General features: G+C 60.0%; 35 protein-coding genes and 1 pseudogene. 33 read left to right on the plus strand and 3 right to left on the minus strand.

From position 1 onward, the window contains the following. Positions 1-104 precede the first annotated feature (104 nt). Positions 105-4,313 (plus strand): DNA-directed RNA polymerase subunit beta', encoded by a 4,209-nt coding sequence (gene rpoC / locus K6N12_RS12085; RefSeq protein ID WP_097630069.1) that lies wholly within the window; start codon positions 105-107, stop codon positions 4,311-4,313. A 162-nt stretch (positions 4,314-4,475) separates the two neighbouring features. Here rpoC and K6N12_RS12090 read toward each other — a convergent pair whose 3' ends face one another. After that, on the minus strand, positions 4,476-4,769 hold the full coding sequence (locus tag K6N12_RS12090; RefSeq protein WP_003587200.1) for a hypothetical protein: 294 nt from the start codon (positions 4,767-4,769) through the stop codon (positions 4,476-4,478). A gap of 498 nt (positions 4,770-5,267) precedes the next feature. On the opposite strand from K6N12_RS12090, the gene rpsL reads away from it, so the two are divergent. The 32 genes and pseudogenes from rpsL (at position 5,268) to K6N12_RS12250 (ending at position 24,996) form a co-directional block, all read left to right on the plus strand. Further along, the gene (gene rpsL / locus K6N12_RS12095; RefSeq protein ID WP_003547537.1) at positions 5,268-5,639 is read left to right on the plus strand and encodes a 30S ribosomal protein S12; all 372 of its coding nucleotides are present in this window, start codon (positions 5,268-5,270) and stop codon (positions 5,637-5,639) included. Positions 5,640-5,716: 77 nt separating this feature from the next. Continuing rightward, positions 5,717-6,187, plus strand: a complete 471-nt coding sequence (gene rpsG / locus K6N12_RS12100) for a 30S ribosomal protein S7 (protein ID WP_003578662.1) — start codon at positions 5,717-5,719, stop codon at positions 6,185-6,187. A gap of 29 nt (positions 6,188-6,216) precedes the next feature. Then, positions 6,217-8,316 (plus strand): elongation factor G, encoded by a 2,100-nt coding sequence (gene fusA, locus K6N12_RS12105; protein ID WP_097630068.1) that lies wholly within the window; start codon positions 6,217-6,219, stop codon positions 8,314-8,316. A gap of 68 nt (positions 8,317-8,384) precedes the next feature. Continuing rightward, a complete protein-coding gene (gene tuf, locus K6N12_RS12110; RefSeq protein ID WP_003573803.1) occupies positions 8,385-9,560 on the plus strand; it encodes an elongation factor Tu in 1,176 nt (391 codons plus the stop codon). A gap of 154 nt (positions 9,561-9,714) precedes the next feature. After that, a complete protein-coding gene (rpsJ, locus tag K6N12_RS12115; protein WP_003547547.1) occupies positions 9,715-10,023 on the plus strand; it encodes a 30S ribosomal protein S10 in 309 nt (102 codons plus the stop codon). 39 nt (positions 10,024-10,062) lie between these two features. Beyond that, positions 10,063-10,704, plus strand: a complete 642-nt coding sequence (gene rplC, locus K6N12_RS12120) for a 50S ribosomal protein L3 (RefSeq protein ID WP_003587198.1) — start codon at positions 10,063-10,065, stop codon at positions 10,702-10,704. A 13-nt stretch (positions 10,705-10,717) separates the two neighbouring features. Then, a complete protein-coding gene (rplD, locus tag K6N12_RS12125) occupies positions 10,718-11,338 on the plus strand; it encodes a 50S ribosomal protein L4 (RefSeq protein WP_003587197.1) in 621 nt (206 codons plus the stop codon). Further along, positions 11,335-11,628 carry a 50S ribosomal protein L23 gene (locus K6N12_RS12130; RefSeq protein WP_003547550.1) on the plus strand — a complete coding sequence of 98 codons (294 nt, stop codon included), beginning with the start codon at positions 11,335-11,337 and terminating at the stop codon, positions 11,626-11,628. The genes rplD and K6N12_RS12130 overlap by 4 nt, the downstream gene beginning before the upstream one ends. Positions 11,629-11,639: 11 nt before the next feature. Then, on the plus strand, positions 11,640-12,476 hold the full coding sequence (gene rplB / locus K6N12_RS12135) for a 50S ribosomal protein L2 (protein WP_003547551.1): 837 nt from the start codon (positions 11,640-11,642) through the stop codon (positions 12,474-12,476). A 15-nt stretch (positions 12,477-12,491) separates the two neighbouring features. Continuing rightward, a complete protein-coding gene (gene rpsS / locus K6N12_RS12140) occupies positions 12,492-12,770 on the plus strand; it encodes a 30S ribosomal protein S19 (RefSeq protein ID WP_003573797.1) in 279 nt (92 codons plus the stop codon). Between the two features lie 2 nt (positions 12,771-12,772). Next, positions 12,773-13,162 carry a 50S ribosomal protein L22 gene (gene rplV / locus K6N12_RS12145; RefSeq protein ID WP_003573794.1) on the plus strand — a complete coding sequence of 130 codons (390 nt, stop codon included), beginning with the start codon at positions 12,773-12,775 and terminating at the stop codon, positions 13,160-13,162. Then, a complete protein-coding gene (gene rpsC, locus K6N12_RS12150; RefSeq protein WP_003587196.1) occupies positions 13,162-13,893 on the plus strand; it encodes a 30S ribosomal protein S3 in 732 nt (243 codons plus the stop codon). The genes rplV and rpsC overlap by 1 nt, the downstream gene beginning before the upstream one ends. Before the next feature lie 36 nt (positions 13,894-13,929). Further along, a complete protein-coding gene (gene rplP / locus K6N12_RS12155) occupies positions 13,930-14,343 on the plus strand; it encodes a 50S ribosomal protein L16 (protein ID WP_003573792.1) in 414 nt (137 codons plus the stop codon). A 12-nt stretch (positions 14,344-14,355) separates the two neighbouring features. Further along, positions 14,356-14,556: a 50S ribosomal protein L29 gene (rpmC, locus tag K6N12_RS12160; protein ID WP_003547556.1), complete on the plus strand. Its 201-nt coding sequence runs from the start codon at positions 14,356-14,358 to the stop codon at positions 14,554-14,556. A 12-nt stretch (positions 14,557-14,568) separates the two neighbouring features. Continuing rightward, positions 14,569-14,808 (plus strand): 30S ribosomal protein S17, encoded by a 240-nt coding sequence (gene rpsQ / locus K6N12_RS12165; RefSeq protein WP_003573791.1) that lies wholly within the window; start codon positions 14,569-14,571, stop codon positions 14,806-14,808. Between the two features lie 257 nt (positions 14,809-15,065). After that, positions 15,066-15,434: a 50S ribosomal protein L14 gene (rplN, locus tag K6N12_RS12170; protein WP_003573790.1), complete on the plus strand. Its 369-nt coding sequence runs from the start codon at positions 15,066-15,068 to the stop codon at positions 15,432-15,434. Between the two features lie 11 nt (positions 15,435-15,445). Beyond that, positions 15,446-15,754: a 50S ribosomal protein L24 gene (gene rplX, locus K6N12_RS12175; protein ID WP_003587195.1), complete on the plus strand. Its 309-nt coding sequence runs from the start codon at positions 15,446-15,448 to the stop codon at positions 15,752-15,754. Continuing rightward, entirely contained in the window at positions 15,747-16,304 is a 558-nt protein-coding gene (gene rplE, locus K6N12_RS12180) for a 50S ribosomal protein L5 (RefSeq protein ID WP_003573788.1), read from the plus strand. Before rplX ends, rplE begins: the two co-directional genes overlap by 8 nt. A 32-nt stretch (positions 16,305-16,336) precedes the next feature. Beyond that, positions 16,337-16,642 carry a 30S ribosomal protein S14 gene (gene rpsN, locus K6N12_RS12185; protein WP_003573787.1) on the plus strand — a complete coding sequence of 102 codons (306 nt, stop codon included), beginning with the start codon at positions 16,337-16,339 and terminating at the stop codon, positions 16,640-16,642. A 12-nt stretch (positions 16,643-16,654) separates the two neighbouring features. Next, on the plus strand, positions 16,655-17,053 hold the full coding sequence (gene rpsH / locus K6N12_RS12190) for a 30S ribosomal protein S8 (RefSeq protein WP_003547562.1): 399 nt from the start codon (positions 16,655-16,657) through the stop codon (positions 17,051-17,053). A 42-nt stretch (positions 17,054-17,095) separates the two neighbouring features. After that, on the plus strand, positions 17,096-17,629 hold the full coding sequence (gene rplF, locus K6N12_RS12195; RefSeq protein WP_003578670.1) for a 50S ribosomal protein L6: 534 nt from the start codon (positions 17,096-17,098) through the stop codon (positions 17,627-17,629). 12 nt (positions 17,630-17,641) lie between these two features. After that, positions 17,642-18,004, plus strand: coding sequence for a 50S ribosomal protein L18 (rplR, locus tag K6N12_RS12200; RefSeq protein WP_003573785.1), 363 nt, complete (start codon positions 17,642-17,644; stop codon positions 18,002-18,004). A gap of 130 nt (positions 18,005-18,134) precedes the next feature. Continuing rightward, positions 18,135-18,704 (plus strand): 30S ribosomal protein S5, encoded by a 570-nt coding sequence (rpsE, locus tag K6N12_RS12205; RefSeq protein WP_003573784.1) that lies wholly within the window; start codon positions 18,135-18,137, stop codon positions 18,702-18,704. A 14-nt stretch (positions 18,705-18,718) separates the two neighbouring features. Continuing rightward, a complete protein-coding gene (rpmD, locus tag K6N12_RS12210) occupies positions 18,719-18,928 on the plus strand; it encodes a 50S ribosomal protein L30 (RefSeq protein WP_003547566.1) in 210 nt (69 codons plus the stop codon). 16 nt (positions 18,929-18,944) lie between these two features. Then, positions 18,945-19,421, plus strand: coding sequence for a 50S ribosomal protein L15 (gene rplO, locus K6N12_RS12215; protein WP_012557366.1), 477 nt, complete (start codon positions 18,945-18,947; stop codon positions 19,419-19,421). A 233-nt stretch (positions 19,422-19,654) separates the two neighbouring features. Beyond that, positions 19,655-20,995 (plus strand): preprotein translocase subunit SecY, encoded by a 1,341-nt coding sequence (gene secY / locus K6N12_RS12220; protein ID WP_012557367.1) that lies wholly within the window; start codon positions 19,655-19,657, stop codon positions 20,993-20,995. Beyond that, positions 20,992-21,642 (plus strand): adenylate kinase, encoded by a 651-nt coding sequence (locus tag K6N12_RS12225; RefSeq protein WP_222148811.1) that lies wholly within the window; start codon positions 20,992-20,994, stop codon positions 21,640-21,642. The genes secY and K6N12_RS12225 overlap by 4 nt, the downstream gene beginning before the upstream one ends. A 221-nt stretch (positions 21,643-21,863) precedes the next feature. Next, a complete protein-coding gene (gene rpsM, locus K6N12_RS12230) occupies positions 21,864-22,232 on the plus strand; it encodes a 30S ribosomal protein S13 (RefSeq protein ID WP_003573772.1) in 369 nt (122 codons plus the stop codon). Between the two features lie 133 nt (positions 22,233-22,365). Next, complete coding sequence (gene rpsK, locus K6N12_RS12235; protein WP_003547577.1) at positions 22,366-22,755, plus strand: 30S ribosomal protein S11; 390 nt, start codon at positions 22,366-22,368, stop codon at positions 22,753-22,755. A gap of 97 nt (positions 22,756-22,852) precedes the next feature. After that, the gene (locus K6N12_RS12240) at positions 22,853-23,863 is read left to right on the plus strand and encodes a DNA-directed RNA polymerase subunit alpha (RefSeq protein ID WP_003547579.1); all 1,011 of its coding nucleotides are present in this window, start codon (positions 22,853-22,855) and stop codon (positions 23,861-23,863) included. A 123-nt stretch (positions 23,864-23,986) separates the two neighbouring features. Then, entirely contained in the window at positions 23,987-24,409 is a 423-nt protein-coding gene (gene rplQ, locus K6N12_RS12245) for a 50S ribosomal protein L17 (RefSeq protein ID WP_003573769.1), read from the plus strand. A gap of 166 nt (positions 24,410-24,575) precedes the next feature. Next, positions 24,576-24,996 (plus strand): annotated as a pseudogene (locus tag K6N12_RS12250) (ribosomal maturation YjgA family protein). A 10-nt stretch (positions 24,997-25,006) separates the two neighbouring features. Here K6N12_RS12250 and msrQ read toward each other — a convergent pair. Further along, entirely contained in the window at positions 25,007-25,663 is a 657-nt protein-coding gene (msrQ, locus tag K6N12_RS12255) for a protein-methionine-sulfoxide reductase heme-binding subunit MsrQ (protein WP_097629957.1), read from the minus strand. Continuing rightward, positions 25,663-26,610 carry a protein-methionine-sulfoxide reductase catalytic subunit MsrP gene (msrP, locus tag K6N12_RS12260; protein ID WP_222148812.1) on the minus strand — a complete coding sequence of 316 codons (948 nt, stop codon included), beginning with the start codon at positions 26,608-26,610 and terminating at the stop codon, positions 25,663-25,665. The genes msrQ and msrP overlap by 1 nt, the downstream gene beginning before the upstream one ends. Positions 26,611-26,927: the final 317 nt, after the last annotated feature.

A 26,927-nucleotide genomic window follows, 5' to 3' on the forward strand; every position in this document is an offset into this window, starting at 1 on the left:
CCGCATCTTGCGGTTATTCTCGTTTAAGCGAGGGAGGCGGCTCCCGGGAATTTGCCGCCGACCATCGCATTTTGAGGGCGCTTTAGCCCATGAAGGAGACAGGCATGAACCAAGAGGTCATGAATCTTTTCAATCCGCAGGTGCCTGCACAGAATTTCGATTCCATTCGGATTTCGATCGCATCTCCGGAGAAGATCCTCTCCTGGTCTTACGGTGAGATCAAGAAGCCGGAAACCATCAACTACCGCACGTTCAAGCCGGAACGCGACGGTCTGTTCTGCGCGCGCATCTTCGGGCCGATCAAGGACTACGAATGCCTGTGCGGCAAGTACAAGCGCATGAAGTACAAGGGCATCATCTGCGAAAAGTGCGGCGTCGAAGTCACGCTGTCGCGCGTTCGCCGTGAGCGCATGGGCCATATCGAGCTCGCCGCTCCCGTTGCCCATATCTGGTTCCTGAAGTCGCTGCCGTCGCGCATTTCGACGCTGCTCGACATGACGCTGAAGGATGTCGAGCGCGTCCTCTATTTCGAAAACTACATCGTCACCGAGCCGGGCCTGACTGCTTTGAAGGAGCACCAGCTCCTCTCGGAAGAAGAGTATATGCTGGCCGTTGACGAATACGGCGAAGACCAGTTCACCGCGATGATCGGCGCTGAGGCGATCTACGAGATGCTGGCCTCGATGAACCTCGAAAAGATCGCTGGCGACCTGCGCTCCGAGCTTGCCGACACCACGTCGGATCTCAAGCAGAAGAAGCTGATGAAGCGCCTGAAGATCGTCGAGAACTTCATGGAGTCGGGCAACCGTCCGGAATGGATGATCATGAAGGTCGTTCCGGTCATCCCGCCGGATCTGCGTCCACTGGTGCCGCTCGACGGCGGCCGTTTCGCGACGTCGGATCTGAACGACCTCTACCGCCGCGTCATCAACCGCAACAACCGTCTGAAGCGCCTTATCGAGCTTCGTGCGCCCGGCATCATCATCCGCAACGAAAAGCGCATGCTGCAGGAATCGGTTGACGCGCTGTTCGACAACGGCCGTCGCGGCCGCGTCATCACCGGCGCCAACAAGCGTCCGCTGAAGTCGCTCTCCGACATGCTGAAGGGCAAGCAGGGCCGCTTCCGCCAGAACCTGCTCGGCAAGCGCGTCGACTATTCCGGCCGTTCGGTCATCGTCACCGGTCCGGAACTGAAGCTGCACCAGTGCGGCCTGCCGAAGAAGATGGCGCTCGAGCTCTTCAAGCCGTTCATCTACGCCCGCCTCGACGCCAAGGGTTACTCCTCGACCGTCAAGCAGGCCAAGAAACTGGTCGAAAAGGAAAAGCCTGAAGTCTGGGATATCCTCGACGAGGTCATCCGCGAGCATCCGGTTCTGCTGAACCGCGCACCGACGCTGCACCGCCTGGGCATCCAGGCCTTCGAACCCACCCTGGTCGAAGGCAAGGCGATCCAGCTGCATCCGCTCGTCTGCACGGCCTTCAACGCCGACTTCGACGGCGACCAGATGGCCGTTCACGTGCCGCTGTCGCTCGAAGCCCAGCTCGAAGCCCGCGTGCTGATGATGTCGACCAACAACATCCTGCATCCGGCCAACGGCGCGCCGATCATCGTTCCCTCGCAGGACATGGTTCTCGGCCTCTATTACCTGTCGATCCTGAACCAGAACGAACCGGGCGAAGGCATGGCCTTCTCCGATCTCGGCGAACTGCATCATGCTCTTGAAAGCAAGGTCGTGACGCTGCACACCAAGATCCGCGGCCGTTTCAAGTCGGTCGACGAGGATGGCAAGCCCTACTCGAAGATCTATGAGACGACGCCTGGCCGTCTGCTCATCGGCGAACTGCTGCCGAAGAACGGCAAGGTGCCCTTTGACATCTGCAATCAGGAAATGACCAAGAAGAACATCTCCAAGATGATCGACACGGTCTACCGCCATTGCGGCCAGAAGGACACGGTCATCTTCTGCGACCGCATCATGCAGCTCGGCTTCTCCCATGCCTGCCGCGCCGGCATTTCGTTCGGCAAGGACGACATGGTCATTCCCGATGCCAAGGCGAAGATCGTTGCCGACACCGAAAGCCTGGTGAAGGAATACGAGCAGCAGTACAATGACGGCCTGATCACTCAGGGCGAAAAGTACAACAAGGTTGTCGACGCCTGGGGCAAGGCTACCGAAAAGGTCGCCGAAGAGATGATGGCCCGCATCAAGGCGGTCGAATTCGACGAGAACACCGGCCGTCAGAAGCCGATGAACTCGATCTACATGATGAGCCATTCCGGCGCCCGCGGTTCTCCGAACCAGATGCGCCAGCTGGGCGGCATGCGCGGCCTGATGGCCAAGCCGTCGGGTGAAATCATCGAGACGCCGATCATCTCGAACTTCAAGGAAGGCCTGACCGTCAACGAGTACTTCAACTCGACCCACGGCGCCCGCAAGGGTCTGGCAGATACCGCCTTGAAGACCGCCAACTCAGGTTACCTGACCCGCCGTCTCGTCGACGTCGCGCAGGATTGCATCGTCACGCACGTCGATTGCGGCACCGAAACCGGCCTCACCATGACCGCCATCGTTGATGCCGGTCAGGTTGTCGCCTCGCTCGGCGCCCGCATCCTCGGTCGCACGGCGCTCGACGATATCGATCATCCGGTCACCGGCGAGCGCATCGTCGATGCCGGCAAGATGATCCTCGAGCCCGATGTCATCGAGATCGAGAAGGCCGGTATCCAGTCGATCCGCATCCGCTCGGCGCTGACCTGCGAAATCCAGACGGGCGTCTGCTCGGTCTGCTACGGTCGCGACCTGGCCCGCGGTACGCCGGTCAACATGGGCGAAGCCGTCGGCGTCATCGCCGCTCAGTCGATCGGTGAACCGGGCACCCAGCTCACCATGCGTACCTTCCACCTTGGCGGTACGGCAACCGTGGTCGATCAGTCGTTCCTGGAAGCCTCGTACGAAGGTACGGTGCAGATCAAGAACCGCAACATCCTGCGTAACTCCGATGGCAACCTCGTTGCCATGGGCCGCAACATGACCGTCCAGATCCTGGACGAGCGTGGCGTGGAACGGTCGTCGCAGCGTGTCGCCTACGGTTCGAAGCTGCATGTCGACGAAGGCGACAAGGTCAAGCGCGGCCAGCGTCTGGCGGAGTGGGATCCTTACACCCGTCCGATGATGACCGAAGTGGCTGGTACCGTTCAGTTCGAAGATCTGGTCGATGGTCTCTCCGTTCTGGAAGCCACCGACGAATCCACCGGCATCACCAAGCGTCAGGTCATCGACTGGCGTTCGACCCCGCGCGGTTCGGACCTCAAGCCGGCGATCGTCATCAAGGATGCCAGCGGCAATGTCGCGAAGCTTTCGCGTGGCGGTGACGCCCGCTTCCTGCTCTCGGTCGACGCTATTCTGTCGGTCGAGCCGGGCACCAAGGTCTCCCAGGGTGACGTTCTCGCGCGTTCGCCGCTGGAAAGCGCCAAGACCAAGGACATCACCGGCGGTCTGCCGCGTGTTGCCGAGCTCTTCGAAGCCCGCCGTCCGAAGGACCATGCCATCATCGCAGAGATCGATGGTACGATCCGCCTCGGCCGCGACTACAAGAACAAGCGCCGCGTCATCATCGAGCCGGCGGAAGACGGTGTCGAGCCTGTCGAATACCTGATCCCGAAGGGCAAGCCCTTCCACCTTCAGGAAGGCGACTATATCGAAAAGGGTGACTACATCCTCGACGGTAACCCGGCTCCGCACGACATCCTGGCGATCAAGGGCGTGGAGGCTCTGGCCTCCTACCTCGTCAACGAGATCCAGGAAGTCTACCGCTTGCAGGGCGTTGTCATCAACGACAAGCACATCGAGGTGATCGTCCGTCAGATGCTGCAGAAGGTGGAAATCACCGATGCAGGCGACTCGACCTATATCGTCGGCGACAATGTCGACCGGATCGAGCTCGAAGACGTCAACGATCACCTGATCGAGCAGGGCAAGAAGCCGGCCTACGGCGATCCGGTTCTTCTCGGCATCACCAAGGCGTCGCTGCAGACCCCGTCCTTCATCTCGGCCGCATCCTTCCAGGAAACGACCAAGGTGCTGACGGAAGCTGCGATCGCCGGCAAGACCGACGGCCTGCAGGGTCTGAAGGAAAACGTCATCGTCGGCCGTCTGATCCCGGCCGGCACCGGTGGCACCATGACCCAGATCCGTCGTATCGCCACGTCGCGCGACGAACTGATCCTCGAAGAGCGCCGCAAGGGCACGGGTGCTGCCGTTGCCACGCCGATGCTGCAGGACATGGCCGAAAAGGCTCCGGCTGCAGAATAATCCGCAGCCGACGACCACCACTCAGGTGGCACGCGAATTGAAAAACCGCCCGGAGCGATCCGGGCGGTTTTCGTTTTTGGTCTGCATTGATTGGTTGGGGGAGGGAAGGTGCTGCTTCCGCTTATACTGCCTTTGCGACCCGCAGCGTCAGCGGCGGCTCCTTCAGTTGAAGCGGATGATGGCGACCTCGCCGTCGACGGCACCCTGGTAAGCAGAGGCGTGCGGCTCTTCGGCGGGCACCTCGGTCAGCATGCCGATCTGGTCGAGATCGGCCTCGATGAAGCCTTCCTCGGCAAGGGCGTTCAGGGCCTCGCGCACGGCCGTGTCGTCGTCGGGCGCCTTCAGCATGATGTGCAGGTCGATGCCTTCGCTGTCGTCGGACTCGTAGCCTTTGCCGATGATGATGAAGACCATCGGTCCGTCGAAATTATTGTCGTTATCAGGTGTCGTAATCATCGCCTGTCCTTCGGCTCTTTGACGATTCGGTCGCTCGAATCCTGCTGTGAGGGCCGCACGCCGCAATTGCTGATTCCTTAACTGCTTTTGCCGCGATGCCCAAGTTTTTATCTTGGTGCACGGCCGCCATTTCGTCTAGAAGGATGAAATCAGGGCGTTAGGCCCGCAGATCAAGGCGATACGGCGAGTTTATTTCTTAACCGGCCTTGACGAGAGGGGTGGAAACCAGTAGTACCCCGGCCATCAGATCCCATGTGAGGCTTGGCTGTTCGGGGCGACGCGCCCTGAAGTTCACCTCAAACAAGGTTCTAAACGCACGTTGAAGTCATGATGCTGCACGCACGACGCATATTTTATGCGTCCTCTGCTCCTTGTGGTCCATCTGCGGAAGCGGATTGGGCCATATTTTGCGCATTGACGGAAAGCATGCGTCACTGCCGGAGACGGCGCGAGTTCAAGCCCGCAAGGGTACTGAGATAAAACGTAAGGGATGGTTGAATGCCTACCGTAAACCAGCTGATCCGCAAGCCTCGCCAGGCGAACGTAAAGCGTAACAAGGTTCCCGCACTCCAGGAGAACCCGCAGAAGCGCGGCGTTTGCACGCGCGTCTATACGACGACGCCGAAGAAGCCGAACTCGGCTCTGCGTAAGGTCGCAAAGATCCGCCTGACCAACGGCTTCGAAGTCATTGGTTACATCCCCGGCGAAGGTCACAACCTTCAGGAACACTCTGTCGTCATGATCCGTGGCGGCCGCGTCAAGGACCTTCCGGGTGTCCGTTATCACATCATCCGCGGCGTTCTCGATACCCAGGGTGTCAAGAACCGCAAGCAGCGCCGCTCCAAATACGGTGCGAAGCGTCCGAAGTAATTCGGTTTTGAATAATCCGGCGCTGCGCGAGGTCCTCCGCGTGACGAAGCGCCTTAACGGTTGAAGAGACGAAAACTATGTCCAGACGTCATAAAGCAGAAAAGCGCGAGATCAATCCGGACCCGAAGTTCGGCGACCTCGTCGTCACCAAGTTCATGAATGCCATCATGCTCGACGGCAAGAAGTCCGTTGCTGAAAACATCGTCTATGGCGCGTTCGACGTCGTCCAGGGCAAGTCCAAGCAGGAGCCGCTCACGGTATTCCATTCTGCGCTCGACAACATTGCTCCGCACGTTGAAGTCCGCTCGCGCCGCGTCGGTGGTGCGACCTATCAGGTGCCGGTCGATGTTCGTCCGGAGCGCCGCCAGGCTCTCGCCATTCGCTGGCTGATCGCTGCCGCCCGCAAGCGCAATGAAACGACTATGGTTGACCGCCTTTCCGGCGAACTGCTCGATGCGTCCAACAACCGCGGCTCCGCCGTCAAGAAGCGCGAAGACACGCACAAGATGGCTGACGCCAACCGTGCATTCTCGCACTATCGCTGGTAATTCCGAACGGTATCGAAAGGCAGTCCACAATGGCTCGCGAATATAAGATCGAAGACTACCGTAATTTCGGTATCATGGCGCATATCGACGCCGGCAAGACCACGACCACCGAGCGTATCCTTTATTACACCGGTAAGTCGCACAAGATCGGCGAAGTCCACGACGGCGCAGCCACCATGGACTGGATGGAGCAGGAGCAGGAGCGTGGCATCACGATCACCTCCGCTGCCACCACGACCTTCTGGAAGGGCCGTGACGGCAAGATGCGCCGCTTCAACATCATCGACACCCCCGGCCACGTCGACTTCACTATCGAAGTCGAGCGTTCGCTGCGCGTTCTCGACGGCGCTATCGCGCTGCTCGATGCCAACGCCGGTGTCGAGCCGCAGACGGAAACCGTCTGGCGCCAGGCTGAGAAGTACAATGTCCCGCGGATGATCTTCTGCAACAAGATGGACAAGACGGGCGCCGACTTCTATCGCTCCGTCGAGATGATCAAGACCCGCCTCGGCGCAACGGCTGTCGTCATGCAGCTGCCGATCGGTGCTGAAACCGAGTTCAAGGGCGTTATCGACCTGATCGAGATGAACGCTCTCATTTGGCGCGACGAGTCGCTCGGCGCCCAGTGGGATGTCGTCGAGATCCCCGAGGACATGAAGGCCAAGGCCGAAGAATATCGCGAAAAGCTGATCGAAACCGTCGTCGACATCGACGAAGCCGCGATGGAAGCCTATCTCGAAGGCGTTCTGCCCGACAACGATCAGATCCGTGCGCTCGTTCGCCGCGGCACGATCGACGTCAAGTTCCACCCGATGTTCTGCGGCACCGCGTTCAAGAACAAGGGCGTGCAGCCGCTGCTCGACGCCGTCGTCGACTACCTGCCGTCGCCGATGGATATCCCGGCCATTAAGGGCATCGACTTCAAGACGGAAGCTGACATCGAGCGTCATGCCGATGACAACGAGCCGCTCTCCATGCTCGCCTTCAAGATCATGAACGACCCCTTCGTCGGTTCGCTGACCTTCGCCCGCATCTACTCCGGCAAGCTCGAAAAGGGCGCGTCGGTCATGAACACGGTCAAGGACAAGCGCGAGCGCGTCGGCCGCATGCTGCAGATGCACTCCAACTCGCGTGAAGACATCGAAGAAGCCTTCGCAGGCGACATCGTCGCTCTCGCCGGCCTCAAGGAAACCACGACGGGTGACACGCTCTGCGATCCGTTGAAGCCGGTTATCCTCGAGCGCATGGAATTCCCCGAGCCGGTCATCCAGATCGCCATCGAGCCGAAGACCAAGGGCGACCAGGAAAAGATGGGCCTTGCGCTCAACCGCCTGGCTGCAGAAGATCCGTCCTTCCGCGTCAAGACCGACCAGGAATCCGGCCAGACCATCATTGCCGGCATGGGCGAACTGCATCTCGACATCATCGTCGACCGCATGCGTCGTGAATTCAAGGTTGAAGCAACTGTCGGCGCGCCGCAGGTTGCCTATCGCGAAACCATCACGCGCCAGCACGAAGAAGACTACACGCACAAGAAGCAGTCCGGTGGTACCGGCCAGTTCGCGCGCGTCAAGATCGTCTTCGAACCGAACCCGGAAGGCGACGAATTCAAGTTCGAATCCAAGATCGTCGGCGGTTCCGTTCCGAAGGAATACATCCCCGGCGTCCAGAAGGGCATCGAAAGCGTCCTGTCTTCGGGTCCGCTCGCTGGCTTCCCGATGCTCGGCGTCAAGGCGACCCTCATCGACGGCGCTTTCCATGACGTCGACTCCTCGGTTCTCGCCTTCGAAATCGCATCGCGTGCCTGCTTCCGTGAAGCAGCCAAGAAGGCCGGCGCTCAGCTGCTCGAGCCGATGATGAAGGTCGAAGTCGTCACCCCGGAAGATTATGTCGGCGACGTCATCGGCGACCTGAACTCCCGTCGCGGTCAGATCCAGGGTCAGGAAAGCCGTGGTATCGCCGTGGTCATCAACGCGAACGTTCCGCTCGCGAACATGTTCAAGTACGTCGACAACCTGCGCTCCATGTCCCAGGGCCGCGCTCAGTACACGATGACCTTCGATCACTATTCGCCGGTCCCGTCGAACGTCGCAACTGAAATCCAGGCAAAGTATTCCGGTCAGAAGTGACCGGAATACCAATTGACCGATAACAAGAATTAGATCCCTTCGGGGACTAGCAAAACGGAGAGCCGAAAATGGCAAAGAGTAAGTTTGAGCGCAACAAGCCGCACGTCAACATTGGCACGATCGGCCACGTTGACCACGGCAAGACGTCTCTGACGGCAGCGATCACGAAGTACTTCGGTGAGTTCAAGGCGTACGACCAGATCGACGCTGCTCCGGAAGAAAAGGCCCGCGGCATCACCATTTCGACGGCGCACGTCGAGTATGAGACGCCGGCCCGCCACTATGCGCACGTCGACTGCCCCGGCCACGCCGACTACGTCAAGAACATGATCACCGGTGCTGCCCAGATGGACGGCGCGATCCTGGTGTGCTCGGCCGCTGACGGCCCGATGCCGCAGACGCGCGAACACATCCTGCTGGCCCGCCAGGTCGGCGTTCCGGCGATCGTTGTGTTCCTGAACAAGGTCGACCAGGTTGACGACGCCGAGCTTCTCGAACTGGTCGAGCTCGAAGTTCGCGAACTTCTGTCGTCCTACGACTTCCCGGGCGACGATATCCCGGTCGTCAAGGGTTCGGCGCTTGCTGCTCTTGAAGATTCTGACAAGAAGATCGGCGAAGACGCGATCCGCGAGCTGATGGCTGCGGTCGACGCCTACATCCCGACGCCTGAGCGTCCGATCGACCAGCCGTTCCTGATGCCGATCGAAGACGTGTTCTCGATCTCCGGCCGCGGCACGGTTGTGACCGGCCGCGTCGAGCGTGGCATTGTCAAGGTTGGCGAAGAAGTCGAGATTGTCGGTATCCGCGCAACTTCGAAGACGACGGTGACCGGCGTTGAAATGTTCCGCAAGCTGCTCGATCAGGGCCAGGCTGGCGACAACATCGGCGCCCTGGTTCGCGGTGTGAACCGTGACGGCGTCGAGCGTGGCCAGATCCTGTGCAAGCCGGGCTCTGTCAAGCCGCACAAGAAGTTCATGGCGGAAGCCTACATCCTGACGAAGGAAGAGGGTGGCCGTCATACGCCGTTCTTCACCAACTACCGTCCGCAGTTCTACTTCCGCACGACCGACGTAACCGGCATCGTGACGCTGCCGGAAGGTACCGAGATGGTCATGCCGGGCGACAACGTCACGGTTGCCGTCGAGCTGATCGTTCCGATCGCGATGGAAGAAAAGCTGCGCTTCGCGATCCGCGAAGGCGGCCGCACCGTCGGCGCCGGTATCGTCGCTTCGATCGTCGAGTAATTAGCGGCTGGGCCACCAGGCCCAAGGAAAGGATAGGGACGCCGATCTCGGTGTCCCTCTCGATCTTTGAAACCGGTGGCCCGCTAACGTAACTGAAGGTAAGTCGTGTCCCTGAATGGTGACACGCGGATAACAGACACAAGGATAAAGTCGAATGAACGGCCAGAATATCCGCATCCGCCTGAAGGCGTTCGATCACCGGATTCTCGATGCCTCCACGCGCGAGATCGTATCGACGGCTAAGCGCACCGGTGCAAGCGTCCGGGGCCCCGTTCCGCTTCCGACCCGCATCGAGAAGTTTACGGTCAACCGGTCCCCGCACATCGACAAGAAGAGCCGTGAACAGTTCGAGATGCGCACGCACAAGCGCCTTCTCGATATCGTTGACCCGACCCCGCAGACGGTAGACGCGCTGATGAAGCTCGATCTCGCCGCCGGTGTCGATGTTGAGATCAAGCTCTGAGACCTCGGGTCTTCGGGCTGAGTGAGAAGGATTGAACCGATGCGTTCAGGTGTGATTGCACAGAAGGTGGGAATGACCCGCGTCTATAACGACGCCGGTGAGCATGTCCCGGTAACGGTACTGCGTATGGACGGCTGCCAGGTCGTCGCCACGCGCACTGTCGAAAAGAATGGCTATACCGCAGTTCAGCTCGGTGCCGGCCAGGCGAAGGTGAAGAACACCTCCAAGGCGATGCGCGGCAACTTTGCCGTTGCCAACGTCGAGCCGAAGGCCAAGGTTGCTGAATTCCGCGTGTCGGAAGACCAGCTGCTTGAGATCGGCACGGAGATCAAGGCGGGTCACTTCGCAGCCGGTCAGCTCGTCGATGTGACGGGCACGACGATCGGTAAGGGTTTTGCCGGCGCCATGAAGCGCCATGGTTTCGGCGGTCTTCGCGCCACGCACGGTGTGTCGGTTTCGCACCGCTCGCACGGTTCGACCGGCTCGCGCCAGGATCCGGGCAAGGTTTTCAAGAACAAGAAGATGGCTGGTCACATGGGCCAGACGCGCGTCACGACGCAGAACCTGGAAGTGGTTTCGACCGACGAAGATCGTGGTCTGATCCTGATCAAGGGTGCTGTTCCCGGTTCCAAGGGTGCCTGGATCATCGTGCGCGACGCCGTCAAGTCGGCCGCGAAGTAAGGGAGCCAGATCAATGGAATTCAACGTCAAAACCCTCGAGGGAAAAGACGCCGGGAAGGTTTCCCTTTCGGACGCGATTTTCGGCCTCGAGCCCCGCGAAGACATTCTCGCCCGCGTCATCCGCTGGCAGCTTGCCAAGAAGCAGCAGGGCACCCACAAGGCAAAGGGCCGCGCTGAAGTTTCGCGCACCGGCGCCAAGATGTACAAGCAGAAGGGTACGGGCCGCGCTCGTCACCATTCGGCTCGCGCTCCGCAGTTCCGCGGCGGCGGCAAAGCTCACGGCCCGGTTGTCCGCAGCCACGAGCATGACCTTCCCAAGAAGGTTCGTGCACTCGGCCTGCGCCTCGCTCTTTCGGCCAAGATCAAGGCCGATGACGTCATCGTCATCGACAATCTGGTTGCCGCTGAAGCCAAGACCAAGGCTCTCGCGTCCGTATTCGAGACGCTCGGCCTGACCAACGCCCTCTTCATCGGCGGTGCAGAACTTGACGGCAACTTCAAGCTCGCAGCTCAGAACATCCCGAACATCGATGTTCTGCCGATCCAGGGCATCAACGTTTATGACATCGTGCGCCGCGGCAAGCTCGTGCTTTCCAAGGCTGCGGTTGAAGCGCTAGAGGAGCGATTCAAGTGACCGATCTTCGCCACTACGATGTGATCGTCTCTCCGGCGATCACCGAAAAGTCCACGCTGGTATCCGAAAACAACCAGGTTGTTTTCAATGTCGCCAAGCAGGCGACGAAGCCGGAAATCAAGGCTGCTGTCGAGGCGCTGTTCGGCGTCAAGGTTACGGCCGTCAACACTCTGCTGCGCAAGGGCAAGACCAAGCGGTTCCGCGGTTTCGTCGGCAAGCAGAAGGACGTGAAGAAGGCTGTTGTGACCCTGGCTGAAGGCCAGACGATCGACGTCTCCACCGGTCTCTGAGGTATAAGAAAATGGCATTGAAAACATTCAATCCGATCACCCCGAGCCAGCGCCAGCTGGTCATCGTCGACCGTTCGGCCCTCTACAAGGGCAAGCCGGTCAAGGCGCTGACGGAAGGCCTGACCAAGAGCGGCGGTCGTAACAACCTCGGTCGCATCACCGCCCGCTTCATCGGCGGCGGTCACAAGCGTACCTATCGCCTGATCGACTTCAAGCGTCGCAAGTTCGACGTCGAAGGCACGGTCGAGCGTATCGAATACGATCCGAACCGCACGGCTTTCATCGCGTTGGTCAACTATGCTGACGGCGAGAAGGCTTACATCCTCGCTCCTCAGCGTCTCGCTGCCGGTGACAAGGTCATCGCTTCCGAGAAGGCTGTCGACGTCAAGCCTGGCAATACCATGCCGCTGCAGTTCATCCCGGTCGGTTCCATCATCCACAACGTGGAAATGAAGCCGGGCAAGGGCGGTCAGATCGCTCGCTCCGCCGGTGGCTACGCACAGCTCGTCGGCCGTGACCAGGGCATGGCGATCCTTCGCCTGAACTCGGGTGAACAGCGTCTCGTGCATGGCTCCTGCCTCGCTTCGATCGGCGCCGTCTCCAACCCTGACCACGCCAACATCAACGACGGCAAGGCCGGTCGTACCGTTTGGCGCGGCAAGCGTCCGCATAACCGCGGTGTCGTCATGAACCCGGTCGACCATCCGCACGGCGGTGGTGAAGGCCGCACCTCCGGTGGTCGCCATCCGGTGACACCATGGGGCAAGCCGACCAAGGGCAAGCGCACCCGGTCGAACAAGTCGACCGACAAGATGATCATGCGCTCGCGTCATCAGCGTAAGAAGTAAGAGAGGAAGTCTCCAATGGCTCGTTCAGTATGGAAAGGTCCGTTCGTTGACGGCTATCTTCTCAAGAAGGCTGAGAAGGTTCGTGAAGGCGGACGTGCAGAAGTAATCAAGATCTGGAGCCGTCGCTCCACGATCCTGCCGCAGTTCGTCGGTCTTACCTTCGGCGTCTACAACGGCAGCAAGCATATCCCGGTCAGCGTCAATGAAGACATGGTCGGCCACAAATTCGGTGAATTCTCTCCGACCCGCACCTACTACGGTCACGGCGCGGACAAGAAGGCGAAGAGGAAGTAACAATGGGCAAGGCAAAAGCCGAACGCCGGCTGAAGGACAACGAGGCGCAAGCAGTCGCCCGCACGCTCCGCGTCAGCCCCCAGAAGCTCAATCTGGTTGCTGCGGCCATCCGTGGCAAGAAGGTCGAGCGCGCACTCGCTGAGCTGGAGTTCTCCCGCAAGCGTATCGCAGGTGCCGTCAAGAAGACGCTCGAATCTGCGATCGCCAACGCTGAGAACAACCACGATCTCGACGTCGACGCTCTCGTCGTCGCCGAGGCCTATGTCGGCAAGTCGATCGTCATGAAGCGTTTCCACGCTCGTGGTCGCGGTCGCGCGTCGCGCATCGAAAAGCCTTTCGCGCACCTGACGATCGTCGTTCGTGAAGTGCAGGCAGTTGAGGAGGCCGCATAATGGGTCAGAAAATCAATCCAATCGGTTTCCGTCTTGGCATCAACCGTACCTGGGATAGCCGCTGGTTCGCGGACAATGCCGAGTACGGCCAGCTGCTGCACGAAGACCTGAAGATGCGCAAGTTCGTCATGAGCGAACTGAAGCAGGCCGGGATCTCCAAGGTGGTCATCGAGCGTCCGCACAAGAAGTGCCGCGTCACGATCCACTCGGCACGTCCGGGCCTGATCATCGGCCGCAAGGGCGCCGACATCGACAAGCTCCGCAAGAAGCTGTCGGATATGACCAACTCAGAAACGCACCTCAACATCGTCGAAGTGCGCAAGCCCGAAGTCGACGCAACGCTGGTCGCTCAGTCGATCGCCCAGCAGCTCGAGCGCCGCGTGGCTTTCCGCCGCGCCATGAAGCGCGCCGTTCAGTCCGCGATGCGTCTTGGCGCCGAAGGCATCAAGATCACCTGCGCCGGCCGTCTCGGCGGCGCTGAAATCGCCCGTACGGAATGGTACCGCGAAGGTCGTGTGCCGCTGCACACGCTGCGCGCCGACATCGACTACGGCACGGCTGAAGCAGAAACCGCGTTCGGCATCTGCGGCATCAAGGTCTGGATCTTCAAGGGCGAAATCCTTGAGCACGATCCGATGGCTTCCGAGCGCCGTGCGATGGAAGGTGACGCCCAGGGTCCGGCAAGCCGTGATCGTGACCGCGACAGAGACCGTCGCCGCGACAACGCTTGATAGCGCGCGTGGCAGAGAAGTTCGGAGAATAAGAAAATGTTGCAGCCAAAGCGTACCAAGTACCGCAAGCAGTTCAAGGGCCGCATCAAGGGCGTCGCCAAGGGCGGTTCTGACCTGGCATTCGGCGAATTCGGCCTGAAGGCTCAGGAACCCAACCGCGTCAACGCGCGCGAGATCGAAGCGGCCCGCCGCGCGATCACGCGTTACATGAAGCGCGCCGGCCGTGTGTGGATCCGCGTGTTCCCGGACGTTCCGGTAACCGCAAAGCCGACCGAAGTCCGCATGGGTAAGGGTAAGGGCTCCGTTGAATACTGGGCATGCAAGGTCAAGCCCGGCCGTATGATGTTCGAGATCGATGGTGTCAGCGAAGAAATCGCCCGTGAGGCGCTTCGTCTCGGCTCTGCCAAGCTCTCGGTCAAGACGCGCTTCGTTCAGCGCATTGCAGAGTAAGGGATTGAGCTCATGAAAGCCTCAGATGTTCGCGGCTTCACCGCCGACCAACTCAAGGACGAGCTTGCCAAGCTGAAGAAGGAGCAGTTCAACCTGCGCTTCCAGAAGGCGACCGGCCAGCTCGAAAAGTCCTCGCGCATCAATGAAGTCCGCAAGGACATCGCCCGCGTGAAAACCATTGCCCGCCAGAAGGCGGCAGAAGTTAAGGCCTAAAGGAAGAAAAATATGCCGAAGCGCATCCTGCAGGGCGTCGTCGTTGGCGACAAGAACGAGAAGACGGTAGTGGTTCGCGTCGAGCGTCGTTTCGCTCACCCGCTGCTCCAGAAGACCGTTCGTCGTTCCAAGAAGTACAAGGCCCACGACGAAAACAACCAGTACAAGATTGGCGATACCGTATCCATCGAGGAATGCGCGCCGATCTCCAAGGACAAGCGCTGGACGGTAATTTCCGCCCAGGGCCAGTAAACAGAATTTTGTGCGAGGCCTTGCGTCTCGCCGAAATATCTGTATGAAGCAGCGTCAGAACGCTCGAATGCCGGGCGTTCTTTTGCTTTGAGCGCACGGAAGGTCCTTCGGGAAACCACCCTGGCACGATCGATCCCGCGCTATTCAGCATTGCCGCGTCTGTGCTGCCGTTACGGCAGTTCGGCCGGCGAAAATTTTCATAAGCCGGAGTAGGGGGCTAGCCCAACCATTCCGGTAAACCAAGAAGGCGACCTGATATGATTCAGATGCAAACAAACCTCGACGTCGCGGATAATTCCGGCGCACGTCGTGTCATGTGCATCAAGGTGCTGGGCGGCTCGAAGCGCAAGTATGCCTCGATCGGCGACGTCATCGTCGTTTCGATCAAGGAAGCGATCCCGCGCGGCCGCGTGAAGAAGGGTGACGTGATGAAGGCGGTTGTCGTTCGCACCGCCAAGGACATCCGTCGTCCGGATGGCTCCGTCATCCGTTTCGACACCAACGCAGCAGTCCTCATCGACAACAAGAAAGAGCCGATCGGCACCCGTATCTTCGGACCGGTTCCGCGCGAACTTCGCGCCAAGAACCACATGAAGATCATCTCGCTGGCTCCCGAAGTACTGTAAGGAGCAAAGCGATGCAGAAGATTCGTAAGGGCGACAAGGTCGTCATGCTCGCTGGCAAGGACAAGGGCCGTACCGGCGAAGTTGTCCAGGTCATGCCGAAGGAAGATCGTGCCGTTGTTCGTGGCGTCAACGTCGTCAAGCGCCACCAGCGCCAGACGCAGACCCAGGAAGCCGGCATCATCAACAAGGAAGCCTCCGTTCACCTGTCGAACGTTGCAATCGTCGACAAGGACGGCAAGCCGACCCGCGTCGGTTTCAAGGTTGTTGACGGCAAAAAGGTCCGTGTGGCCAAGCGTTCTGGAGAAGTGATCGATGGCTGAGGCAAAATACGAGCCGCGGCTCAAGAAGGAATATGTCGAGCGCATCCGCAAGGCGATGCAGGAGCAGTTCTCCTACGCCAACGAGATGATGATCCCGAAGCTCGACAAGATCGTGATCAACATGGGTGTCGGCGAAGCGACCGCTGACTCGAAGAAGCCGACGGTAGCTGCCGCCGACCTCGCGGCGATCGCCGGCCAGAAGCCGGTCATCACCCGCGCCCGCAACTCCATCGCAGGCTTCAAGGTCCGCGAACAGATGCCGATCGGCGCGAAGGTCACCCTGCGCGGCGCCCGCATGTACGAGTTCCTGGATCGCCTGGTCAACATCGCGCTTCCGCGCGTTCGCGACTTCCGCGGCCTGAACCCGAAAAGCTTTGACGGCCGTGGCAACTTCGCCATGGGCATCAAGGAGCACATTGTGTTCCCTGAGATCAACTACGACAAGGTTGATCAGATGTGGGGCATGGACATCATCGTTTGCACGACGGCGACGACCGACGACGAAGCACGGGCTCTTCTGAAAGAGTTCAGCTTCCCGTTCCGTCAATAACCGTAACGACGAGCGTAGAAAAGGAACCTGACATGGCGAAGACAAGCGCAGTTGAAAAGAACAAGCGCCGCCGTACTACCGTCGCCAACCAGGCCGCTAAGCGGGCTGCGTTGAAGGCGATCATCATGAACCAGGCTCTTCCGATCGAAGAGCGGTTCAAGGCCTCGATCAAGCTGGCATCCCTGCCGCGTGATGGATCGAAGACCCGTATTCGCAACCGTTGCGAAGTTTCGGGGCGTCCGCGCGCATATTACCGCAAACTGCGCATGTCGCGTATTGCGCTGCGTGAACTGGGCAATCTCGGCAAGGTGCCGGGCATCGTCAAGTCGAGCTGGTAAGGAGCAGGTTACATGACAATGACTGATCCGTTGGGCGATATGCTCACCCGTATCCGTAACGGCGCTTCCCGCCGCAAGTCGTCGGTTTCGACGCCTGCGTCCAAGCTCCGTGCACGTGTTCTCGATGTCCTGCAGTCCGAAGGCTACATCCGTGGCTATTCCGTTGTCGATTTCGGCAATGGCAAGTCGGAACTCAGCATCGAGCTGAAATATTATGAAGGCGCATCGGTGATCCGTGAGATCGGCCGTGTGTCCAAGCCGGGCCGCCGGGTTTATGTCTCGGTCAAGTCCATTCCGCAGGTCGCGAACGGCCTCGGCATCACCATCCTTTCGACTCCGAAGGGTGTGATGGCCGATCACCAGGCTCGCGAACAGAACGTTGGCGGCGAGGTTCTTTGCTCGGTCTTCTAAGATCGGGCAGAGATCTCCATAGCGAACAGACAGGATTGAAACATGTCTCGTATCGGTAAAAAGCCCGTTCAGGTGCCTGCTGGGATCACGGCTACGGTCGATGGCCAGAAGGTCACTGCAAAGGGCCCGAAGGGCGAGCTGTTTTTCGTTGCTAACGACGAAATCAGCCTCAAGCTCGAAAACAACGCGGTCGTCGTGACGCCCGTGAACCAGACCAAGGATGCACGTTCGAAGTGGGGCATGTCCCGCACGATGATCGAAGGCATCTTCAAGGGCGTCAAGGACGGCTTCGAGCGCAAGCTCGAAATCAACGGCGTCGGTTACCGCGCCTCCCTGCAGGGCAAGAACCTGCAGCTGGCCCTCGGCTTCAGCCACGACGTGATCTATGAGCCGCCGGTCGGCATCACGATCGCCGTTCCGAAGCCGACTGAAATTGTTGTCTCCGGCATCAATAAGCAGCAGGTCGGTCAGGTCGCCGCCGAAATCCGCGAATATCGCGGTCCCGAGCCCTACAAGGGCAAGGGCGTCAAGTACGCTGACGAGCGGATCGTCCGCAAAGAAGGCAAGAAGAAGTAAGGATCACGCGAAATGGCTAGCAGGAAAGAAGCACTTGCACGTCGTGCCAACCGCGTGCGCCGTCATCTCAAGTCGGTGGCCAACGGCCGTCCGCGCCTGTCGGTTCATCGCTCCTCGAAGAACATCTACGCTCAGGTTATCGACGATGTTGCCGGCAAGACACTTGCCGCTGCATCGACCCTCGACAAGGATCTGCGCGGTTCTCTGAAGACCGGTGCTGACACAGCAGCAGCTGCCCTCGTCGGCAAGCTCGTTGCAGAGCGCGCTTCGAAGGCGGGTGTCACCGAGGTCGTATTCGACCGTGGCGCCTTCATCTATCACGGCCGCATCAAGGCTCTCGCCGATGCAGCCCGCGAAGGCGGTCTCACCTTCTGATCAGTTTCCGGCCGGACGCTTTGGCGCCGGCCGGATTTTCGCCGGACCGCAGGCACTCTCCGGAAGGGGAGGCTGATGCGGTCCACATGTATTTGCCGATTGCACCCGGAAAAGAAAAAGGAAGAGGACAATGGCACAGGAAAGAAGGCCGCAGCGGGAAGACCGCCAGAGCCGTGAAGAGCGCGATAGCGAATTCGTCGACAAGCTTGTCGCGATCAACCGCGTCGCCAAGGTCGTCAAGGGCGGCCGTCGTTTCGGTTTCGCAGCACTCGTCGTCGTCGGCGACCAGAAGGGCCGCGTCGGCTTCGGCCATGGCAAGGCACGCGAAGTGCCGGAAGCCATCCGCAAGGCAACCGAAGCCGCCAAGCGCGAACTGATCTTCGTACCGCTGCGTGACGGCCGTACGCTGCATCACGACGTTCACGGCCGCCACGGCGCCGGCAAGGTTCTGCTGCGCTCGGCCAAGGTCGGTACCGGCATCATCGCCGGCGGTCCGATGCGCGCCGTTTTCGAAACGCTCGGCATGCACGACGTCGTCGCCAAGTCGACTGGTTCGTCGAACCCCTACAACATGGTTCGCGCCACCTTCGACGCTCTGAAGCACCAGGTTCACCCGAAGGACATCGCAGCTCAGCGCGGCATCAAGTATGCAACGCTGCAGGCTCGTCGTAGCGCCTCCGGCAACGCCTCTGAAGAATAAGAGGAGTTTGACAGATGGCCAAGGCTACCAAGAAGGCTGAAGCGAAGACTGTCACGATCGAACAGATCGGCAGCCCGATTCGCCGTCCGGATGTTCAGCAGCGCACGCTGATCGGTCTCGGACTGAACAAGATGCACCGTCGCCGCACGCTGGAGGATACTCCTTCGGTTCGTGGCATGATCCGTGCTGTCCAGCATCTCGTTCGCGTCGTCGACGAGAAGTGAGACGGAGGAAACGCTCATGAAACTCAATGAAATTAAAGATAACGAAGGTTCGACCCACAGCCGCAAGCGCCTCGGCCGCGGTATCGGCTCGGGCTCCGGCAAGACCGGTGGTCGCGGTGTGAAGGGTCAGAAGTCCCGTTCGGGCGTCGCCATCAACGGCTTCGAAGGCGGCCAGATGCCGATCTATCGTCGCCTGCCGAAGCGCGGCTTCAACAACATTTTCGCTTCCGATTTTGTTGTTGTGTCGCTGGCTCGCATCCAGGCGGCGATCGACGCCGGCAAGCTCGATGCCAAGGCGACCGTTGACGCAGCTGCCCTCAAGGCCGCCGGCGTCATCCGCCGCACCAAAGACGGCGTTCGCGTTCTCGCTGACGGCGAGCTGAAGGCCAAGATCACCATCGTCGTTGCCGGCGCCTCCAAGCCTGCCGTCGAGAAGATCGAAAAGGCCGGCGGCACCGTGACGCTGCTTTCGGCTCCGGCTGCAGCCGAATAATAATCTGATGATATATCGCCCGGGGTGCTTCACACCGGGCGATTTTGCTCCCATATGTGGGCCTCACAAAATGTTGGCTGGCGCGCCCGCGTCATGCCGGTAAGACTGAAACAAGGGTGAGGCATGGGGTTGCGCTGCAATCCGTACTGAACCCGGTTTTGAATAATTTTCATACTGATTCCGGGGCCGGCCTATCCCCCAGAGACGCCGGAATTGGTAGCGCGGAGAAACGCATGGCTTCTGCAGCGGAACAATTGGCATCCAACCTCAATTTTTCGACCTTTGCCAAAGCCGAGGATTTGAAGAAGCGCCTGTGGTTCACACTGGCAGCTCTCCTCGTTTACAGGCTCGGTACCCATATTCCGCTTCCAGGCCTCAACCCCGAAGCCTATGCCCAGGCTTTCCGCGGCCAGGCAGGTGGCATTCTCGGCCTTTTCAACATGTTTTCGGGCGGCGCCGTTCAGCGCATGGCGATCTTCGCGCTCGGCATCATGCCCTATATCTCCGCTTCGATCATAGTGCAGCTGATGACATCGGTCGTGCCGGCGCTCGAAAACCTCAAGAAAGAGGGCGAGCAGGGCCGTAAGATCATCAACCAGTATACCCGCTATGGCACGGTCATCCTCGGTGCGCTCCAGGCCTACGGCATTGCCGCCGGTCTCGAGAGCGGCCAGGGCCTCGTCGTCGATCCGGGCTTGTTCTTCCGTGTTTCCACCGTTCTGACGCTGCTCGGCGGCACGATGTTCCTGATGTGGCTCGGCGAGCAGATCACCTCGCGCGGTATCGGCAACGGCATCTCGCTGATCATCTTCGCCGGCATCGCCGCCGGTCTTCCGACAGCTCTTGCCGGCACGCTCGAGCTCGGCCGCACGGGTGCGCTGTCGACCTTCCTCATTCTGTTGGTGATCATCGTCGCGATCGGCGTCATCGGGGTCATCGTCTTCGTCGAGCGCGCGCAGCGCCGGCTGTTGATCCAGTATCCGAAGCGCCAGGTCGGCAACCGGATGTTCCAGGGCGATACGTCTCATCTGCCGCTGAAGCTCAACACCTCGGGCGTCATCCCGGCGATCTTCGCCTCGTCGCTGCTGCTGCTGCCGGCAACGCTTGCAGGCTTTGCCAACACCACGGCGATGCCCTCCTGGGCAACATCGATCGTCGCGGCCCTCGGCCATGGCCAGCCGCTCTACATGGTGCTCTATGCGGCGCTGATCGCCTTCTTCGCCTTCTTCTATACGGCCATCGTCTTCAATCCGAAGGACACGGCCGACAATCTGAAGAAGCATGGCGGCTTCATTCCCGGCATCCGCCCGGGCGAGCGCACCGCCGAATATATCGACTACGTGCTGACCCGAATCACGGTGATCGGCGCAATCTATCTCGTCTTCGTCTGCATCCTTCCGGAGATCTTGGTGTCGCAAACCGGCATTCCATTATCCCTTGGTGGGACTTCGCTTTTGATCGTGGTTAGCGTAACTCTTGATACGGTTGCACAGATCCAGGGTCACCTGATCGCGCAGCAATACGAAGGCCTGATCAAGAAATCGAAGTTGCGTGGAGGAAAGAGGGGGCGATGAGACTTATCCTTTTAGGGCCGCCGGGCGCGGGTAAGGGAACCCAGGCCCAGCGGATCGTGGAAAAGCACGGCATTCCGCAGCTTTCCACGGGGGACATGCTGCGCGCAGCGGTCAATGCCGGCACGGATGTCGGCAAGCGCGCCAAGGCGGTGATGGATGCCGGCAAACTTGTCTCGGATGAGATCGTTATCGCCATCGTCTCCGAGCGAATCGATCAACCCGATTGCGCCAACGGCTTCATTCTCGACGGTTTCCCGAGGACGCTCGTCCAGGCGGATGCCACCGAAGCGATGCTGAGGGCAAAGGGTCTGGGTCTGTCCGTCGTCATCGAATTCCGTGTCGACGATGACGAACTGGTCCGCCGTGTCGCCGGCCGCTACTCCTGCGCCCAGTGCGGCAGCGTCTATCACGATACCGATAAGGTTCCGGCCGCCGAAGGCGTGTGCGACAAGTGCGGTTCCACGCACTTCAAGCGCCGTCCCGACGACAACCCGGAGACCATGACGGCTCGGCTGCAGGTCTATTACAAGGAAACCTCGCCGCTGATCGGCTATTACCATGCCAAGGGCAAACTCAGGTCCGTGGACGGCATCGCGGAAATCGATCAGGTGACGGCCGAGGTCGAAAACATTCTTTCTAAGCTTTAAGGCTTTGAAAATAAACTTGGCGGAACGGTTGCTTTTCAGCAGTGATTCCGCTAAACACCGCGCCAACTCGCGACATTCCATGCGATCGGCGCGGATTTCCCAGGGAAGTCCGGGTGCGGTCGTTTTGACATGTTACGGACGTAAATCTGAACGAGCGGTTCCAAAGGCCGCATAACGAAGCCCACTTGCCGGATGGCAACTGGAATGCAAGGAGAACAGGCGTGGCACGTATCGCTGGCGTCAACATCCCGACTGCGAAGCGCGTTGTTATCGCGTTGACCTACATTCACGGGATCGGTCCGAAATTCGCACAGGAAATCGTCGAGAAGGTCGGTATCCCGGCTGAACGTCGTGTGCATCAGCTGACGGACGCCGAAGTCCTTCAGATCCGCGAAGCCATCGACCGCGACTATCAGGTCGAAGGTGATCTTCGTCGCGATACCGCGATGAACATCAAGCGCCTGATGGACCTGGGCTGCTACCGCGGCCTGCGTCATCGCCGCGGCCTTCCGGTCCGCGGTCAGCGCACGCATACCAATGCCCGCACCCGCAAGGGCCCGGCAAAGGCAATCGCTGGCAAGAAGAAGTAATTTCCGGGAAACCGGGGTGGGGAGGCTGGCGGTCTGCGCCGGCCTCTTTTGAGTTTGGAGCGGGACCATATAGGCGCCGTTCCGGTGTAGCCGCTGGCATTACGGCGGTGAAGAGATCAACGAAAGGAATACCATGGCTAAGGAAGCCGTCCGCGTTCGCCGTCGTGAACGCAAGAACATCTCGTCGGGTGTCGCTCACGTCAACTCGACCTTCAACAACACGATGATCACCATCACCGATGCCCAGGGCAACGCGATCGCTTGGTCGTCGGCTGGCGCCAAAGGCTTCAAGGGCTCGCGCAAGTCGACCCCGTTCGCTGCCCAGATTGCTGCTGAAGACTGCGCCAAGAAGGCTCAGGAGCACGGCATGAAGTCGCTGGAAGTCGAAGTCTGCGGTCCGGGTTCGGGTCGTGAATCGGCTCTGCGCGCGCTCCAGGCTGCAGGTTTCATGATCACGTCCATCCGCGACGTGACCCCGATCCCGCACAATGGCTGCCGTCCGCGCAAGAAGCGCCGCGTCTGATCATCGCTCTCGTCACTGGTGAGCGCCTTGGCGCTCCCGGTGGTTTTCAAGCTCGGTTGCCACGATTGGATGGTGGCAACGAACGGAAGGCAAACTCATGATTCAGAAGAACTGGCAGGAACTGATCAAGCCGAACAAGGTGGAGTTCTCCTCGAGCTCGCGCACCAGGGCGACGCTTGTTGCCGAACCGCTGGAGCGCGGCTTCGGCCTCACCCTCGGCAATGCGCTTCGCCGCGTTCTGCTCTCCTCGCTGCGCGGCGCTGCCGTTACGGCGGTGCAGATCGATGGCGTGCTGCATGAATTCTCCTCGATTCCGGGCGTCCGCGAAGACGTGACGGACATCGTGCTCAACATCAAGGAAATCGCCATCAAGATGGATGGCGACGACGCAAAGCGCATGGTCGTGCGCAAGCAGGGCCCGGGCGTTGTCACGGCTGGCGACATCCAGACGGTCGGCGATATCGAAATCCTCAACCCCGAGCATGTCATCTGCACGCTCGACGAGGGCGCCGAAATCCGCATGGAGTTCACCGTCAACAACGGCAAGGGCTACGTTCCGGCTGAGCGCAATCGTGCGGAAGATGCTCCGATCGGTCTCATCCCGGTCGACAGCCTCTATTCGCCGGTCAAGAAGGTGTCCTACAAGGTAGAAAATACCCGCGAAGGACAGGTTCTCGACTACGACAAGCTGAACATGACCATCGAAACCGATGGCTCGATCACCGGCGAAGACGCCGTCGCTTTTGCGGCGCGCATTCTCCAGGATCAGCTTGGCGTCTTCGTCAACTTCGACGAGCCGCAGAAGGAAACCGAAGAGGAAGCAGTCACCGAACTCGCTTTCAACCCGGCTCTCCTGAAGAAGGTGGACGAACTCGAACTGTCGGTCCGTTCGGCAAACTGCCTGAAGAACGACAACATCGTCTACATCGGCGACCTCATTCAGAAGACCGAAGCAGAAATGCTCCGCACACCGAATTTTGGTCGCAAGTCGCTGAACGAAATCAAGGAAGTTCTCGCTTCCATGGGCCTGCACCTCGGCATGGAAGTGCCGGCATGGCCGCCCGAGAACATCGAAGATCTCGCCAAGCGTTACGAAGACCAATATTGAGAAAACAAAAGGCAGGCTCTTTCGGCTGCCTTTCCCCGTCAAACAGCAGGCCGATCGCCTGCATGTGCCAGGAAACGGCAGGCCCACGTAACGTAAGGGCACCTGCATTAAAGGAGAATAGCAATGCGCCATGGTAAAGCCGGCCGCAAGCTGAATAGAACTGCAAGCCACCGCAAGGCGATGTTCGCCAACATGGCGGCTTCGCTGATTACCCACGAGCAGATCGTCACGACTCTGCCGAAGGCCAAGGAAATCCGTCCGATCGTCGAGAAGCTCGTCACGCTCGGCAAGCGCGGCGACCTGCATGCTCGCCGTCAGGCGATCTCGCAGATCCGCGATGCCGCTGTCGTCTCGAAGCTGTTCGACACGATCGCAACGCGTTACGCCACCCGCAATGGCGGCTATCTGCGTATCATGAAGGCCGGCTTCCGCCAGGGCGACAATGCCGCCATGGCAGTTGTCGAATTCGTTGACCGCGACACCTTCGCCAAGGGCGCAGCCGACAAGGCCCGCGTCGCTGCCGAAGAGCAGGCCGTCGCCGCTTAATCTTCCGCTCCGTCGGAAACAAAACAGCCGGGCTCGCAAAGCCCGGCTGTTTTTGTTTGTTCAGAGCAGCGGGCCGGACCTTCGCTCTGTGACGACGGCTAAGCCTGACAATGCGGTATCTGCATAAAAGCTGTTGGAATGGCCGGGATTGTGAGGGACAGCTGAATTGCAGGAAATCATTCAAACCCGCTCCCGCGTGCAGTTCCGTCGTCTCGCCACTCTACTTCTCGTCATCTTCCTCGGACTGGCGCTCAGGCGCTTCGGCTACGCGATCGAGCTGCCCTTCATCGTCGTCAAATATGGCGGTCGGCGCTCTGGGGGCGATGGTCTATCTGCTCATGGCGCTCTTGGTCGCACGGTCACGACCGGCAATCATTGCCGTCATGGCGCTGTTCCTGGCGATCGCAGTGGAGTTGTTCCGTCTCTATCATACGCCTTGGCTCGACGCATTTCGCCTGACGACCGCAGGCGCACTGCTGCTCGGCCACGTCTTTTCGCTCTGGAACATTCTGGCCTATGCGATCGGTATCGCCGTGGCCTGCGCCTGCGATCCCGTCCATCGGGCGGCAGTTGATTCCCGCCGATAGCTCTACGGTCTCATGAAGCCGACGCCATGGCGCGATTGCGCGTCCGTCCCTGGCCCTTTTTCCGGTTGCGGGCGATCGGCCGCCAGGAGCGGTAGAGGATGAGGGCGATGATCAGCCCGACATAGATATATTGCTCGAAATCGAGGATCTTGGTCGAGAGCGCGAAATGCAGCGCTCCGCAGGCGGCGATGATCGTGACGAGGCGGTGCAGCCAGATCCAGCTCTTGCCGAGGCGGCGGATCGAGAAGTTGTTGGATGTCACCGCCAGCGGTATGAGCATCGCAAGTCCGGCCATGCCGAACATGATGAAAGGCCGCTTCAGCACGTCGTTGACGACGGCGTGGATATCCATCGCTTGGTCGAGCACCATGTAGACGGTGAAATGCATCAGCGCGTAATAGAAGGTCAGCAAGCCCAGCGCGCGGCGGTAACGCAGATAGTTCCAGCCGAGGAGTTCGCGGGCCGGGGAGACGGCAAGTGTTGCGATCAGGAAGCGGATCGTCCAGATGCCGAGAAACAGCTCGAAGGTCTTGACCGGATCGGCGCCGAGCTGATCGGTCGCGCCGAGATAGAATGTCCAGGCCGCAGGCACCAGCCCCACGACATAATGCAGCCAGACGGAAGCGGGCTGCCAGCGCTTCGGGATGGCGAGCGACAATTCCGCCATCAGAAATTCGCCTTCAGATCCATGCCTGCATAGAGGCCCGCCACCTCGTCGGCATAACCGTTGAAGGGCAGGGTGGGGTGACGGCTCGCGCCGAAGAAGCCGCTTTCGCCGATGCGCCGTTCGCTCGCCTGGCTCCAGCGCGGATGGTCGACCGAAGGATTGACGTTGGCGTAGAAGCCGTATTCCTGCGGATTGGTCACCTGCCAGGTGTTCTTCGGCTGCTGGTCGGTGAGCGTGATCCTGACGATCGACTTGATGCCCTTGAAGCCGTATTTCCACGGCACGACGAGGCGGATCGGCGCGCCGTTCTGGTTCGGCAGTGTTTCGCCATAAAGCCCGACGGCAAGCAGCGTCAGCGGATGGCGCGCCTCGTCGAGCCGCAGACCTTCGACATAGGGCCAGTCGAGCGACTGGAAGAAGCCCTTCTGCCCCGGCATTTCCTCCGGCCGCACCACGGTTTCGAAGGCGACATATTTGGCGCTGGCGAGCGGCTCCACCTTGTCGAGCAGCGATGCCAGCGGAAAGCCATCCCAGGGAATGACCATCGACCAGGCCTCGACGCAGCGCATGCGGTAGGTGCGCTCCTCGATCGGGAATTCCTTGATCAGCGCCTCGAGGTCGAAGGTGCCAGGTTTGTTGACCATGCCGTCGACCTTGATCGTCCAGGGCAGCGGTTTGAAATCGCCGGAATTCGCCGCAGGATCGCCCTTGTCGAGGCCGAACTCATAGAAATTGTTGTAGGTCGTGACGTCCTTGATCGGCGTCGGCTTCTCGTCGACCTTGTATTTGCTCTCGACGGCGGAAAGGGCCGCCGCACTCGCTGTGCCGGCGCCGTAGAGCGCCATGGCGCCGAGTGCTGCAGCACCGAGGAATTCTCGGCGGCGCAGATAGAGCTGGTGCGGCGTGATCTCCGACGACGCGATCTTAGGTGGGCGATAGCTAGGCATGTCGAAAACCTCCAAGGCGGATTTCCTCAATATAGTTCTTAAACGAACCGCCCGCATATTCGGATTAGTGTCTAAGCCTTGAATATTGCTGACGGGAAGCCAATTTTTTGTGTTCGGCTGTGATGAAATAGGCTGTAACCGAGCGCCGCGCCGAACCGTATATGCCCAATGGCGCTCGAGGCGCTTCTCCAGGCAGCGTACCGGATTTGGCCTTGCCGGTAGTGACAGCCCCCGCCGATTGGATTAGGACAATTCCAAACAGCAGCGTTGCCCGGCCGCAGGCTCAATGCCGCCCCGCTTCGCCTGATGATCTCCGA

Source organism: Rhizobium redzepovicii (assembly GCF_019793435.1).
Classification (GTDB): Bacteria; Pseudomonadota; Alphaproteobacteria; order Rhizobiales; family Rhizobiaceae; genus Rhizobium; species Rhizobium redzepovicii.